This is a genomic window from Bacillus sp. PAMC28571 (assembly GCF_014250435.1).
Taxonomy (GTDB): domain Bacteria; phylum Bacillota; class Bacilli; order Bacillales; family Bacillaceae; genus Bacillus; species Bacillus safensis.
Window position 1 is genome coordinate 2,291,263 of record NZ_CP060191.1, and the last position, 14,121, is coordinate 2,305,383.

Consider the following 14,121-nt stretch of genomic DNA (forward strand, 5'->3'; position numbering starts at 1 on the left):
ATTTAACTTATTTCTTATTATACTTTACCATTTTGGTTAGATAAACAGTTAATTAAAAATTGAGGGTGAGAGTCATGAGAAAAGTTCCAATCACAATCATGCGAGGCGGTACAAGCAAAGGAGTATTCATTCACGCTGACAATGCACCATATGAACACGATGAGCTCGAGGCATTTCTATTAGACATTATGGGCAGTCCTGACCGGCTGCAGGTCGATGGGATCGGCGGCGGTAATTCTTTAACAAGTAAAGTGGCCATTATCGATAAAGCCACACGTCCGGATGTGGATGTGAACTATACATTTGCACAGGTCAGTATTAATGAGAGATATGTCGACTTTAAAGGAAACTGCGGGAACATCTCATCAGCCGTTGGGCCGTATGCGATCATTAAAGGACTTGTTCAAGCAGTTGAGCCCATTACGACTGTACGTATCCTCAATACCAATACAAATAAAGTCATTACGGCAGAGGTCGAAGTTGAAAATGGGGAAGTAAAATTTGAAGGACAGGCAGAAATTCCAGGTGTAAAAGGAACTGGTTCTCCTATTTATTTATCCTTTGAGAAACCTGAAGGAGCAGTCACAGGTAAAACCTATCCGACTGGAAACAAAATTGATACGATTCAAACAAAGTTTGGTGAGATTCCAATCTCGATCGTTGACATTGCAAATCCAATTGCCTTTATTCGTGCGAAAGATATTCAATTAAAAGGAACTGAATTACCTGAAGAGTTTACAGACGAATTACTGGATGATTTAGAAGAAATTCGTTCCCTCGCTGCTGAAATGTGTCACTTTGCACCAAAAGAAATGGCCACATTACAGTCTCCAGCTGTTCCAAAGCTTGCGCTCATCAGCGAGCCTGCTGATTATGTAGATACAAATGGAATCTTGAGACGAGCAGAAGATATGGATATCATCGTTCGTATGCTATCGATGCAACGACCGCACCAAGCACTTGCCATTACCGGTTCTGTCTGCGTGACGGCCAGCTGTTTCTTGGATGAAACGCTTCCTTCTCAGCTGTTCCAAGGTCAAGGAGACACACTTCGTATTGGGCATCCTGCCGGGATTATGCAAACGGAAATTGACATCTCTCAAAACAGAGTCAAAGTCATTCGAACTGCAAGAGAAATTCTAGACGGAGTTGTTTTCACAAAACAAGACTATGTGATTCAGCCTCATATTAAAAGAGAAGCTTAAAGCAGACGATGTTCTCGTCTGCTTTTTTTAATGCTGAAGCGGTGCATCGATATCTCCAGCAGAATGAGCTTTTATCTGCCCTTTCTCATCTTTGAGCTGGAGATGACCGTAGCGGTTGACTCCGCAGCAAATGCCCTCTTCCCATGTTTGTTTTTCACGGTCTAACGAGATCCGCAGCGGTTTATGAAGACGATATAACCGTTTGTTATAGAGGGAAGTGAGTGCTTCAAACCCTTCATTCTTCCAGCGTGTATGATATTTTTCAAAAGCGGCTGCAAGTTCCTTCACAAGCTGATCGGCTTTTACCTCTGTAAGCTCTGATAGGCAAATGGTTTTGTACGGAACATGCTCCGGCTTTGTCTTCACATTGATGCCAACCCCGATATAAATGGCGGTACGGTCCGCTTCAATCAATGTGCCTGATACCTTTGCTTCATTGATGAGAATATCATTTGGCCATTTAATCGCCAGCTGATCCTCAGCCCTTATGAGAGGTTTGAGTACATCGTAGATCGCTAGTGCCGTCAGCGGAGCAATCGTTGACTGGGTGGAGAGTTCTTCTGGCGGCAAAACCGTCATGGTCAAAGCGACATTCCCTGCAGGCGTTTCCCACGGCCTGCCTAGCCTGCCTCTCCCTTCTGTCTGCTGATGTGCATAGACAGCAAATGAAGGTTTTTCTCCTTGCTGAATGAGCCTTTTCGCTTCATTATTTGTACTATCAATGGTGTCATATTGAAAAATCTTCATGTGTTCTCCTTTTGTTCTTCTTGATATGGTCTTTTTATTATAACAAAATGAAGCTTACACGTTGCTGAGGCTGCATGCTACCCATTTCGCTGAGCTTGAAATGTCTCTTTTTCTTCCTCTGTAAATGGGACAGATGCGCCTGTTTCTTTATTAATTTGCACCATGGTGACTGAGCCTGTAAAGCATGGTTCCTGCTGCTCGTTTTCTCCTAAATAATGAAGGATAAGTGAGCTTGATCCGACTTTTTCCGGCTTTACATACACACGAAGCCGCTCCCCAATCTCCACCTGTTTGATGTAATCACATTGCAGGTTTGCCACGACTGTAATCGTCTCTTTCACACGTTTCATTCGTTTATCCACAATTCCTGTTTTTTGAAAAAAGGCAATCCGTGCTTCTTCAAAATAGACAAAAGGGGTGACATTGTTCATATGGCCGAACATATCCGTTTCTGAAAAACGGACAGTCGTTTCGACATAAAATCGAAAGGATGCTCTCCATTCTTCAAATGGTTCCTCAATATATGATGGAAGTCTCACTTCATCATCTCCTTATTCATCAATAAACGCCTCTCCCATATTGGAAGAGGCGTTTATTTTGTGTTCCATCCAGCCTCTTGTAAACACTCATCATGATTGGCAAAGAGGACTGAATGTGATGTTATTCTGCGTGATCGCTTCCGAAGAAGTTACGGAAAGCTTGTAATGTTGTATCTCGGTTAAGTGCTGCAATTGACGTTGTCAGCGGGATTCCTTTCGGACAAGCCTGCACACAGTTTTGAGAGTTCCCGCAGTTCGCAAGACCGCCGTCTCCCATAATTTCTTCTAGACGGTCAGACTTATTCATCGCACCTGTCGGATGTGCGTTAAATAGACGAACTTGCGAAAGCGGAGCAGGGCCCATAAAGGAAGACTTATCATTTACGTTTGGACAAGCTTCAAGGCAGACACCACATGTCATACATTTAGAAAGCTCATACGCCCATTGACGTTTTTTCTCAGGCATTCTTGGTCCAGGTCCAAGATCATATGTGCCATCGATCGGCACCCATGCTTTTACTTTTTTCAAGGAGTTGAACATGCGGCTTCTATCAACCTGCAAGTCTCTCACGACCGGGAATGTCTTCATCGGCTGGAGACGGATCGGCTGATCTAACTTGTCAATCAAGGCTGTACATGACTGGCGCGGTTTTCCATTAATAACCATAGAACAGGCTCCGCACACCTCTTCAAGACAGTTCATATCCCAGTTGATCGCCGTTGTTTTTTCACCTTGTTTATTGACCGGGTTACGTCTAATTTCCATGAGTGCAGAAATGACGTTCATATTCGGACGGTAAGGGATTTCGAATTCCTCATCATAAGGCTTTCCATCTGCTGTATCTTGACGTGTGATAATGAATTGAATTGTGTTTTTTTCACTCATCTTATTTCTCCACCTTTTTCTTCGAGTAATCTCGTTTACGAGGTGCAATTAACGATACATCGACGTCCTCATAGTGGAATGCAGGCTTTTGATTTTTCCCTTTGAACGTAGCCATCGTTGTTTTAAGGAATTCTTCATCGTTTCTTTCTGGGAATTCCGGTTTATAGTGTGCGCCTCGGCTTTCATTCCGGTTATATGCCCCGATCGTAATGACTCTTGCCAGCTGAAGCATATTGTCAAGCTGACGCGTGAAGGCAGCGCCTTGGTTGCTCCATGATGCGGTATCATTGATGTTGATCTTCTTGTAGCGCTCCATTAGTTCTTCGATCTTCTGATCTGTTTTTAAGAGTTTGTCATTGTAACGAACCACTGTAACGTTATCCGTCATCCATTCTCCAAGCTCTTTATGAAGCACGTACGCATTTTCAGTACCATCCATGCTGAGGATGTTGTCCCATTTCTCCTGCTCTTTCTTCACGGCGCTGTCAAATAGTGCAGAAGAAAGGTCTTCCGCAGATTTTTCAAGACCGTTAATGTACTTCACCGCATTTGGTCCAGCGACCATTCCGCCGTAAATCGCAGAAAGAAGTGAGTTTGCACCAAGTCTGTTTCCGCCGTGCATTGAGTAATCACATTCTCCGGCAGCGAATAGACCTTTGATATTCGTCATTTGATCATAATCGACCCATAATCCGCCCATAGAGTAATGAACAGCCGGGAAGATTTTCATCGGCAGCTTACGCGGGTCGTCACCCATGAATTTTTCATAGATTTCAATGATTCCGCCAAGCTTAATATCAAGCTCTTTTGGATCTTTGTGAGAAAGATCAAGATATACCATGTTCTCTCCGTTGATGCCAAGCTTTTGCTCGACACATACGTCAAAGATTTCACGCGTTGCAATGTCACGCGGTACAAGGTTCCCGTATGCTGGGTATTTTTCTTCAAGGAAGTACCAAGGCTTCCCGTTTTTATATGTCCAAACACGTCCGCCCTCACCACGAGCTGATTCACTCATAAGACGAAGCTTGTCATCTCCTGGGATCGCTGTCGGGTGAATTTGAATAAATTCTCCATTTGCATAATGCGCACCTTGCTGATAGACGATAGATGCTGCAGATCCAGTGTTAATCATAGAGTTTGTTGATTTACCGAACACGATTCCAGGACCGCCTGTTGCCATGATAACTGCATCTGATCGGAAGGATTCAATTTCCATTGTCGTCAAGTTTTGCGCGACAATCCCGCGGCATACTTCCTCGTCATCTAAAACAGCGCCAAGGAATTCCCAGCCTTCATATTTCGTGACAAGTCCTGCTACTTCATAGCGGCGAACCTGCTCATCCAGTGCGTATAATAGCTGCTGGCCTGTTGTAGCTCCAGCAAACGCTGTACGGTGGTGCTGTGTTCCCCCGAAGCGGCGGAAGTCCAATAATCCCTCTGGTGTTCTATTAAACATAACACCCATACGATCAAGTAAGTGGATAATGGACGGCGCTGCTTCACACATTGCCTTTACTGGCGGCTGGTTGGCTAAGAAATCTCCGCCGTATACCGTGTCATCAAAATGCTCATAAGGTGAATCCCCTTCACCTTTTGTATTGACCGCTCCGTTGATTCCGCCCTGTGCACATACAGAATGCGAACGTTTCACAGGTACGATTGAAAATAGTTGAACAGCTGTTCCCGCTTCTGCTGCTTTAATAGTTGCCATGAGACCAGCTAAGCCGCCTCCGACAACGATGATGCTAGAATTACTCATTGTAGCCCCTCTCCCTCTTCTACTAATCTATTTCCTCTTAAACAAAAGCGAAAATTGCTCTTAGCCCTACATATGAAAGCGCTATAAATATACCTAATGTCACATATGTGGAGATTCGTTGTGAGCGTGGTGAAACAGTAATTCCCCAGCTGACAGCAAATGACCACAAGCCATTAGCAAAGTGGAAAATAGTAGATAAAACGCCGACAATATAGAAGCCTAGCATAAATGGAGAGCTTAAAATATTCGCCATCATGTCATAGTTGACTTCAGCTCCAAGCTGAGCTTGAATTCGTGTTTCCCATACGTGCCAAGAGACAAAAATCAATGTGATAATACCTGAAATTCTTTGCAATCTGAACAGCCAGTTTCTTAAGTAACTGAAGCGAGACGTGTTGTTTTGTGCCGTAAAGGCTATGTACACCCCATAAACAGCATGATAGATCAGTGGTAAGAAAATCACGAACAGCTCAAGTGCATATCTGAAAGGAAGCTGTTCCATAAAGTGTGCAGCTTTGTTAAACGCCTCTGGTCCATTTGTCGCAAAGTGATTAACCACTAAGTGCTGTATTAAAAATAGACCGACCGGAATGACGCCAAGCAAAGAATGCAATCTCCGATAAAAAAATTCTTTGTTCCCCGACATTACTTTACCCCCTAGTAAAAAAAGTGCAATTGCTTGAAAATTGTCTTACCCCCGCTTCTTTCAATTGTAAGCACTTTATTCAAATTTATTGACAATTTCATTTTACTCCTATGTCAAAAAAGCGTCAAGAAACCGCGTACATAAATTAAAATTTTCCGAAATTTAAAAGTTTTAAATCAAAATTCGTTTTACTACAATAAGAATTTCTTAGACTTCAGGGAAAACTCTGTCATCATATGCCCACATAAGCTATAATAAATTGTTGAAAGAGGGGAGCCGTACAATGAATAAATTCGAATCTAACTTAGAACAGCTAAAAGAAATTGAAGTCAATGGATTTGCCTACGAGCTGATACGCGAAGTTCTGCTGCCTGATATTCTTGGTCAGGACCATTCATCTATGATGTATTTTGCGGGTAAACTGCTTGCTCGTAAATTTCCTCAAGAATCATGGGAGAAGATCCCCGAATTTTTCCATGATGCCGGATGGGGGACTCTCACAATGGTCCATTCGAAAAAACAGGAAATTGAGTTTGAGCTCGAAGGTCCACTAGTATCCAATCGACTCACCTATCAAAAGGAGCCATGCTTTCAGATGGAAGCGGGTTTTATTGCTGAACAAATTCAGCTTCTGAATGAGCACGTGGCTGAATCCTATGAACAAGTGAAAAAGCGTGCTGAGAAAGTCATTTTAACCGTTAAATGGGATTTAAGAGACCCTAGCTAATACTCTTGATAAAAGGCGCGGACTTCAGGTCACGCCTTTTTTATATGTCTACATCTATCATAGCATACTTAATGAATGGGTTTACGCCCGTTTCAGCCGTTTCCATATAGAAAAAAGAGGCGACCCTCTTTCATAAGATCACCTCTTTACCTTTTTAAGAGTGAGCAGCGGCGCTCACCTTTGATAAATCAAACGCGTCATGCAGCGCTTCAACCGCTTTGACCATATCATCACGGCCAACGACCGTTGAGACTTTGATTTCAGACGTACTGACCATTTTCACTTGAATGTCTTTTTGCGCTAACACAGCAAACATTTCAGCAGCTACCCCTGGATTTGAGACCATTCCAGATCCCACGATGGATACTTTCGCTAATTTGCTTTCTGTCTCAATCTGCTCGTAGCCAAGCGCCCCTTTATATTCTTCTAATACTTCAACTGTTTTGGACAAATCATCCGTTTTGACAGAGAAAGAGATGGAAGTCTGGTTGGTGCTTGTAACGGACTGAATGATGATATCGACATTAATATTCTGTTTCGCAAGCGTCGTAAAAATGGTCGATAATGTTGTTAAACCGCTTGAAAGCCCGCACACTGTCACACGTGTAATCTGATCTTCAAATGCAATGCCTCTGACAACTAAGTTTTGTTCCATGGATGATTCCTCCTCAATTAACGTACCCGATTCATTTTCAATACTAGAACGGACTTCTAGCGGGACTTGATAATTTTTCGCAAATTCAACAGCTCTTGGATGCAGAACCCCAGCTCCTAAATTAGCCAGCTCAAGCATCTCATCGTATGAAATGCCTGCAAGTTTCCGCGCAGATGATACATAACGCGGATCTGTCGTAAACACTCCGGGTACGTCTGTGTATATATCACATTTATCAGCTTTTAGTGCGGCAGCCAGTGCCACAGCTGTTGTATCTGATCCGCCGCGGCCAAGAGTTGTGATATGTAAGTCATCTGCAATTCCTTGGAAGCCTGCCACAACAACGACTTTCCCCGCACTTAATTCCTCTTTTATTCTTGATTCATCAATGTCCACGATTCTTGCATTTCCGTGTACATGCTCTGTTTTCATACCAGCCTGCCAGCCTGTAAAGGAAATGGCATCATAACCTCTTGCTTGGAGCGCCATCGCTAATAATGAAATGGTCACCTGCTCACCCGTTGCGAGCAGCATATCCATTTCTCTTTTGCTTGGATCGTCTGTGAGTTCTTTCGCTAGGTCTACTAGAACATCCGTTGATTTGCCCATCGCTGATACAACCACAACTACATCATGTCCTGCCTCGCGTTCAGCGATCACTCTCTCTGCGGCATTACGAATTTTTTCTGTCGACCCAACGGAAGTTCCGCCAAATTTTTGTACAATTAGTCCCATGTCTACCACCCTTTTTCAAAAGTTCACGTGTGAGAGAAGAGGCAGCTTTGGAGACTGGCCGCTCACTGCAAATAAAAAAGCAATGAGAGAACAAATCTCCCATTGCTTTAAAATCATCATTAAACGATGCAAACAATGAGATAGCCCTCCAAGAAATGAATTCTTGACAGCCCTACATTTCTTCAATGTACAGCCAGCGAATAAAATGAGTGGATTTTATTCACTTCGGCGACGCTCCCCTTTCAGCCCTCTTCTTAGATCCCATCGATCTCCGAAGGCTTACTCTTGAAGTTCGCACCTCTATCTTCAACAAACAACACGTTCATTTATTAAATTAGTCACATCTTAACAGACTTTTGGTAAAAGTACAATCTATTTTTTTAATGCTTCCATTAAAAGTTCAGCCGTCTGTTTCGGAATGCCAGCCTCCTGAAAGTCTTGGATAGAGGCTTCTTTCATCTTTTTCACAGAGCCAAAATGTTTGAGGAGCTGCTTTTTACGCTTCTCTCCGATACCTGGTACATCGTCTAAAATAGACTGGAATGCATTTTTTCCGCGCAGCTGCCGGTGAAAGCTAATGGCGAAGCGGTGCACTTCATCTTGGATGCGCTGCAATAAGTAAAAGGCCTGACTATTTCTCTCCAGCGCAACAATTTCAAGTGTATCTCCCATCATGAGATTTGAAGTCCGGTGTTTTTCATCTTTTACAAGACCTGCGACCGGGACAGACAGATTCAATTCATTTTCAAGCACATCGATAGCTGCGTTGATCTGTCCTTTTCCTCCGTCAATTAAAATTAAATCTGGCAGCGGCAGTTCATCCTTTAACACGCGGGTATATCGTCTTCTAATGACTTCACGCATGGATGCATAATCATCTGGCCCTGAGACGGTTTTTATTTTGTATTTTCGGTATTCCTTTTTATAGGGTTTCCCGTCCTGAAAGACGACCATGGCAGAAACCGGATCTGCTCCTTGAATATTTGAGTTATCAAATGCCTCGATTCTGTATGGCATATAAATATTAAGCGCATCCCCGAGCTGCTTCACCGCACCAATTGTCCGCTCTTCATCACGCTCAATGAGCGAAAATTTTTCTTTTAAGGCGATTTTGGCATTTTGATGCGCAAGTAAAAGCAGATCCTTTTTCTTTCCTTTTTTCGGCTGGTGAACGTTCGTCTCAAGCAATTGCTCAATCATCTCTTGATCGACACTGTCCGGCACCAGAATTTCCTTCGGCAGAAAATGGTTGTTCTTTTCATAAAATTGCCCCATGAACGTGAGGAACTCCTCTTCAGGGTCCTGATACATTGGAAACAGGCTCACGTCACGTTCAATCAATTTCCCCTGTCTGATAAAGAAAACCTGGACACACATCCAGCCTTTATCATAGGCATAGGCAAAGACATCTCGATCTGATAAATCACTCATCGTCATTTTCTGTTTTTCCATCGTTGAGTCGATATAAGCGATTTGGTCTCTCAGTTCTTTTGCCCGTTCAAACTCTAAATTTTCAGCGGCTTCCTGCATCTTTTCGGTGAGTTCTTTTTTGATTTGCTGATGCCCTCCGTTTAGAAACCTTGTGATTTCGTCCACGAGCTGCTTATTCGTTTCCTCGGAAATGTCATACACACATGGCGCAAGACATTGTCCAAGATGATAATAAAGACAGACGCGGTCAGGAAGGGTAGCGCATTTTCTCAGTGGATATAAGCGGTCGAGCAGCTTTTTTGTTTCTCGAGCTGCTTGTACGTTTGGGTATGGACCGAAATATTTTCCTTTGTCCTTTTTTACATTGCGGGTGACGATCAGCTTAGGATGGCGTTCATTCGTAATTTTTATAAAAGGATACGTCTTGTCATCTTTGAGCATGACATTGTATTTTGGGTCATATTTTTTGATTAAATTCAGCTCTAAAATAAGCGCCTCGATATTAGAAGAGGTGACAATGTATTCAAAATCTTCAATTTCACTGACAAGCCGCTGCGTTTTGGCGTCATGTGATCCAGTGAAATAAGAGCGCACCCTGTTTTTTAAAACCTTTGCCTTTCCCACATAAATGATCGTATTTTGTCTATCTTTCATTAAGTAACAGCCTGGTTGATCCGGCAGGACTGACAGCTTTTCTTTGATTAGTTTGTTCATATTTTCATCCGTCCTTGTTTTCCTCTTTCACTCCTTCTAGTGTATCACGAACATTTGTTTTATACCATGCTGAAAGAAAAGCGGCTCTCGTCTTTACGAGAACCGCTTCAATGATTATGCCGCTTGGACATAGATCGGTTTATAGATGTTTGTTGACAAGTTCAGCAAGTGCTTCTTTTGGTTTGAAACCAACAGAAGTTTCTACAACTTCACCGTCTTTTAAAACAAGAAGTGTTGGGATACTCATAACGCCGTATTTACCAGCAGTTTCTTGGTTATCGTCTACATCAATTTTTACGATTTTCATTTTGTCGCCCATTTCTTGATCAAGTTCTTCAAGAACTGGAGCAATCATTTTACAAGGTCCACACCATGGTGCCCAAAAGTCTGCAAGAACAACACCTTCTGCAGTTTCTTGTGAAAATGTTGCGTCAGTAGCTTTTACGATTGCCATTATTCATTCCTCCAATGTAAATTATGCTTTTTAGTATAGCATCTACCAATGTGACTTGCGAATGAAATGCTTACGAATCATTTTTTAGGAAATGAATTAAAAAACAAACCGTATAATCGCACCAATAACAACAATCGCACCGATGATCATTAGAATGGTTCTAAGCATATGACATGACACCCTTTCCGCTTCATTTACAATGTATGATGCCCCAACATTCTTCTCATCAAACATCGAAATATGCAATTAAGCGAGGTCGACAGTTATCATGACCACTGACATTGGCGGCAGCTCCACTGTTAATTCGCCGGACTTTACAGTCATTTGCTGAAAGTCTTTTGGCTGAACAGAATGAGGTTCATCGAATGTATTATGGGCATTCATGCGATCGGCCGTCAGCACACGTCCAGTGACTTTCGTTTGTTCATCAATCCCTGCAATGGCAAGGGATATCTCTGTTTGTTCATGCGGATTCAAGTGACAGTAGCTAATATGCATCTTCCCTGATGAACGCGAGGCTGACACACTGACCTGAGGAATTTTTTCACCTCTTCGTTCATACGGCGGTGAAACGAACTCCACTTCAAGCGCTTCTTCCTCTTGATGCACTTGAAACATGTGAAATACATGATACGTAGGTGTCAGAAGCATCTTTTCGTCCTTTGTTAATACCATCGCTTGCAGCACATTGACCGTCTGAGCAATATTTGCCATATGAATCCGCTCGCAATGGCGATGAAAAATATGAAAATGGAGGGCGGCCACAAGGGCGTCTCTTAGCGTGTTTTGCTGATATAAAAACCCAGGATTTGTTCCTGGCTCTGGGTCATACCATGTCCCCCATTCATCAATAATCATCCCGATTCGCTTGTCTGGGTCATAACGATCCATGATTTCTCCATGGTCTTCGACAAGCCGTTCCATCTCATAAGCCTTTTTCAGCGTGATAAACCATTCATCTTCATCAAATTCAGTCGCTGACCCCTTTTTCTCCCATGTACCAGGTACGGTGTAATAATGTAAACTGAGCCCATCCATCCACGGTGCAGCCCGCTCCATCAATACTTTTGTCCAATTCACGTCATTAGAGTTCGCACCGCAGGCGATTTTATAAATACGCTGCCCTGCAAATTCTCTTACGTACGTTTGATAGCGTTTATATAAATCTGCATAGTATTCAGGCGTCATATTCCCGCCGCAGCCCCAGCTTTCATTGCCTACACCAACATAGGTCAGCTTCCAAGGTTCTTGTTTTCCATTTTGAATGCGCCAGTCTGACATAGGTGTCCCTTTTGGAAATGTCATGTATTCGACCCAATCGGCTAATTCTTGAACAGACCCGCTTCCCACATTGCCGCAAATGTAAGGCTCACATTCAAGCAGCTCACACAATGTCATAAATTCATGTGTCCCAAATGCATTAGATTCAACCGTACCACCCCAGTGGGTATTGACCATCGGCTTTCGTTCACTGAGATCACCTACACCATTTGCCCAGTGATACTCGTCTGCGAAGCAGCCCCCCGGCCACCTCAGCACCGGAATATGTAATGCTTGAAGCGCCTTTAGCACATCGGTACGAATCCCTTCAATATGATCAATCTCTGAGTCTTTTCCTACCCAAATCCCGTCATAAATCCCTCTTCCTAAATGCTCTTGAAAGTGCCCATAAATGTGTTTAGAAATGCGTCCGATCACGTCATTGACTTTTACTGTCCCCTTCACTTGTCAACCGCTCCTTTTCTGCTTGATCACATACAAAAAAACCCAGAATACCTAGGCATTCTGAGTGTATGAGCGTTACGAGTGGATATTCATCTTTTTTAACTCTTCATTCAAAAGCGGTACCACTTCAAACAAGTCACCAACGATTCCATAATCGGCGATTTTGAAAATTTCCGCTTCTGGGTCTTTGTTGATTGCCACAATGACTTTACTGTTAGACATTCCCGCTAAATGCTGAATCGCTCCTGATATCCCGCATGCAATATAAAGATCAGGTGTGACCACTTTTCCCGTCTGACCAATTTGCAGGGCATAATCACAATAGTCAGCGTCACAGGCTCCGCGCGAGGCTCCGACTGCTGCCCCCAGCGTCTCAGCGAGTTCATTCAGCGGTTCAAAGCCTTCCTTGCTCTTAACCCCGCGCCCTCCAGCAACAATGACCTTTGCTTCCGATAAATCTACACCTTCTGACGTTTTTTTAATGACTTCCTTCACGATCGTCCGAAGGTTCTGAATATCGACAGAAACCGGCGTGACTTCTCCGCCTCGTGACGCATCACGCTCAAGTGGTGCCACGTTGTTTGGCCGGATGGTTGCTAGAAGCAGGCGGTCTGTCGAAATGACTTTTTCAAAAGCTTTTCCAGAGTAAATCGGTCTAGTGAAAACAAGATGTTCACCGGTAACGCTTACATCGATCGCATCTGAAATCAAGCCAGTCTGGAGACGTGCAGCTATTTTCGGCGACAAGTCTTTTCCGATCGACGTATGGCCAAAGAGCACAGCATCCGGATCGACCTGATCTAATATGGCTTGAAGTGCCTGCGCAAAACCATCTGACGTATAATATGAAAGGTGCGGATGCTCCACAATCATGACATGATCCGCTCCATAGTAAAGCAGTTCATCTGCTAGGTCTTTGACGTCATCCCCTATTAACACGCCAATGACCTCACCGCCATCTGCCACTTTGTGAGCGGCAGCAATGGCTTCAAATGTCACATTTCTTAATTTACCGTCACGACTTTCTCCAAGTACAACAACTTTTTTACTCATCTTTAAGCTCCCCCTTGTTCTCGTGATATCGTAAAGTGGATGTTTAGATGACTTTTGCTTCATTTCTGAGTAGATCTGTCAGTTCTTTGACTTGATCCTGAAGCTCGCCGCTCAGCACCTTGCCACCCTCTTTTTTCTCCGGTAAGAAACGTTCAATTGTTTTGATTTTATATGGTACATCGTCTTCATCCAGATCTAAATCATCAAGTTCCAATTCTTCTAAAGGCTTTTTCTTTGCCTTCATAATGCCTGGTAATGATGGATAGCGAGGCTCATTGAGTCCTTGCTGAGCTGTGACGACAAGCGGGAGTTCGGCAGAAATGACTTCCACATCCCCCTCTGCATCTCGTTCAATCGATACAGAGCCGCCGTCAATTTGAATACTTGTTATCGTTGTTACATATGAAAAGCCAAGTAATTCAGCAAGACGCGGTGCTACCTGTCCAGAGCCGCCGTCAATTGCTACATTCCCTGCTAAGATCAAGGAAGCCTCTTTGTCTTTTAAATAGTGATAAAGAATGGTAGAAGCTGAATATTGGTCCCACTCTTCTAAGTCATCTTCGACGTTTAATAAGACGGCCCTGTCACAGCCCATAGCAAGCGCTGTTCTCAGCTGTTTCTCTGCATCCTCACCGCCAACTGTCACAACGGTCACTTCTCCCCCGTGCTCATCGCGAAGCTGAATGGCTTCTTCAATGGCATACTCGTCATAAGGATTAATAATGAACTCTGCTCCATCTTCTTGAATTGCACCAGACTGAATCGAAATTTTCTCTTCCGTGTCAAACGTACGCTTCATCAAAACAAATATATTCATTTATTTCTCCCCCTTGTGTCGTACT

The 14,121-nt window shown here is 43.3% G+C and carries 13 protein-coding genes and 1 riboswitch; of the genes, 2 read left to right on the forward strand and 11 right to left on the reverse strand.

Going from position 1 to position 14,121, the window contains the following annotated elements; translation table 11 throughout:
- Positions 1 to 74 precede the first annotated feature (74 nt).
- A complete protein-coding gene (locus H7F25_RS11570) occupies positions 75 to 1,205 on the forward strand; it encodes a 2-methylaconitate cis-trans isomerase PrpF family protein (RefSeq protein ID WP_171464563.1) in 1,131 nt (376 codons plus the stop codon).
- A gap of 27 nt (positions 1,206 to 1,232) precedes the next feature.
- Here H7F25_RS11570 and H7F25_RS11575 read toward each other — a convergent pair whose 3' ends face one another.
- The 5 genes from H7F25_RS11575 to H7F25_RS11595 all read right to left on the reverse strand — a co-directional run bounded on the left by H7F25_RS11575 (position 1,233) and on the right by H7F25_RS11595 (position 5,785).
- Positions 1,233 to 1,952, reverse strand: a complete 720-nt coding sequence (locus H7F25_RS11575; protein WP_024427167.1) for a biotin--[acetyl-CoA-carboxylase] ligase — start codon at positions 1,950 to 1,952, stop codon at positions 1,233 to 1,235.
- 77 nt (positions 1,953 to 2,029) lie between these two features.
- Positions 2,030 to 2,491, reverse strand: a complete 462-nt coding sequence (locus H7F25_RS11580; protein ID WP_024423210.1) for an acyl-CoA thioesterase — start codon at positions 2,489 to 2,491, stop codon at positions 2,030 to 2,032.
- Positions 2,492 to 2,612: 121 nt separating this feature from the next.
- Positions 2,613 to 3,377: a succinate dehydrogenase iron-sulfur subunit gene (gene sdhB, locus H7F25_RS11585; RefSeq protein WP_034279749.1), complete on the reverse strand. Its 765-nt coding sequence runs from the start codon at positions 3,375 to 3,377 to the stop codon at positions 2,613 to 2,615.
- A 1-nt stretch (position 3,378) separates the two neighbouring features.
- Entirely contained in the window at positions 3,379 to 5,139 is a 1,761-nt protein-coding gene (sdhA, locus tag H7F25_RS11590) for a succinate dehydrogenase flavoprotein subunit (protein ID WP_185853745.1), read from the reverse strand.
- 37 nt (positions 5,140 to 5,176) lie between these two features.
- Positions 5,177 to 5,785 carry a succinate dehydrogenase cytochrome b558 subunit gene (locus H7F25_RS11595; protein WP_024423213.1) on the reverse strand — a complete coding sequence of 203 codons (609 nt, stop codon included), beginning with the start codon at positions 5,783 to 5,785 and terminating at the stop codon, positions 5,177 to 5,179.
- Between the two features lie 283 nt (positions 5,786 to 6,068).
- Here H7F25_RS11595 and H7F25_RS11600 point away from each other — a divergent pair, with 283 nt between their 5' ends.
- Positions 6,069 to 6,512: a YslB family protein gene (locus tag H7F25_RS11600; RefSeq protein ID WP_024423214.1), complete on the forward strand. Its 444-nt coding sequence runs from the start codon at positions 6,069 to 6,071 to the stop codon at positions 6,510 to 6,512.
- A 154-nt stretch (positions 6,513 to 6,666) separates the two neighbouring features.
- Here the strand turns inward: H7F25_RS11600 and H7F25_RS11605 are convergent, their stop codons facing one another.
- From H7F25_RS11605 to H7F25_RS11630, 6 genes are all read right to left on the reverse strand, one after another.
- The gene (locus tag H7F25_RS11605; RefSeq protein WP_185853746.1) at positions 6,667 to 7,902 is read right to left on the reverse strand and encodes an aspartate kinase; all 1,236 of its coding nucleotides are present in this window, start codon (positions 7,900 to 7,902) and stop codon (positions 6,667 to 6,669) included.
- A gap of 133 nt (positions 7,903 to 8,035) precedes the next feature.
- Positions 8,036 to 8,213, reverse strand: a riboswitch (Lysine riboswitch).
- Between the two features lie 61 nt (positions 8,214 to 8,274).
- Complete coding sequence (gene uvrC, locus H7F25_RS11610) at positions 8,275 to 10,047, reverse strand: excinuclease ABC subunit UvrC (protein ID WP_024423216.1); 1,773 nt, start codon at positions 10,045 to 10,047, stop codon at positions 8,275 to 8,277.
- Positions 10,048 to 10,186: 139 nt separating this feature from the next.
- Positions 10,187 to 10,501, reverse strand: a complete 315-nt coding sequence (gene trxA, locus H7F25_RS11615; RefSeq protein WP_007501629.1) for a thioredoxin — start codon at positions 10,499 to 10,501, stop codon at positions 10,187 to 10,189.
- Between the two features lie 246 nt (positions 10,502 to 10,747).
- Positions 10,748 to 12,226 (reverse strand): alpha-N-arabinofuranosidase, encoded by a 1,479-nt coding sequence (locus H7F25_RS11620; RefSeq protein ID WP_073206871.1) that lies wholly within the window; start codon positions 12,224 to 12,226, stop codon positions 10,748 to 10,750.
- A gap of 75 nt (positions 12,227 to 12,301) precedes the next feature.
- The gene (locus tag H7F25_RS11625) at positions 12,302 to 13,279 is read right to left on the reverse strand and encodes an electron transfer flavoprotein subunit alpha/FixB family protein (RefSeq protein ID WP_073206874.1); all 978 of its coding nucleotides are present in this window, start codon (positions 13,277 to 13,279) and stop codon (positions 12,302 to 12,304) included.
- A 43-nt stretch (positions 13,280 to 13,322) separates the two neighbouring features.
- Positions 13,323 to 14,096, reverse strand: a complete 774-nt coding sequence (locus H7F25_RS11630) for an electron transfer flavoprotein subunit beta/FixA family protein (RefSeq protein WP_024427173.1) — start codon at positions 14,094 to 14,096, stop codon at positions 13,323 to 13,325.
- Positions 14,097 to 14,121: the final 25 nt, after the last annotated feature.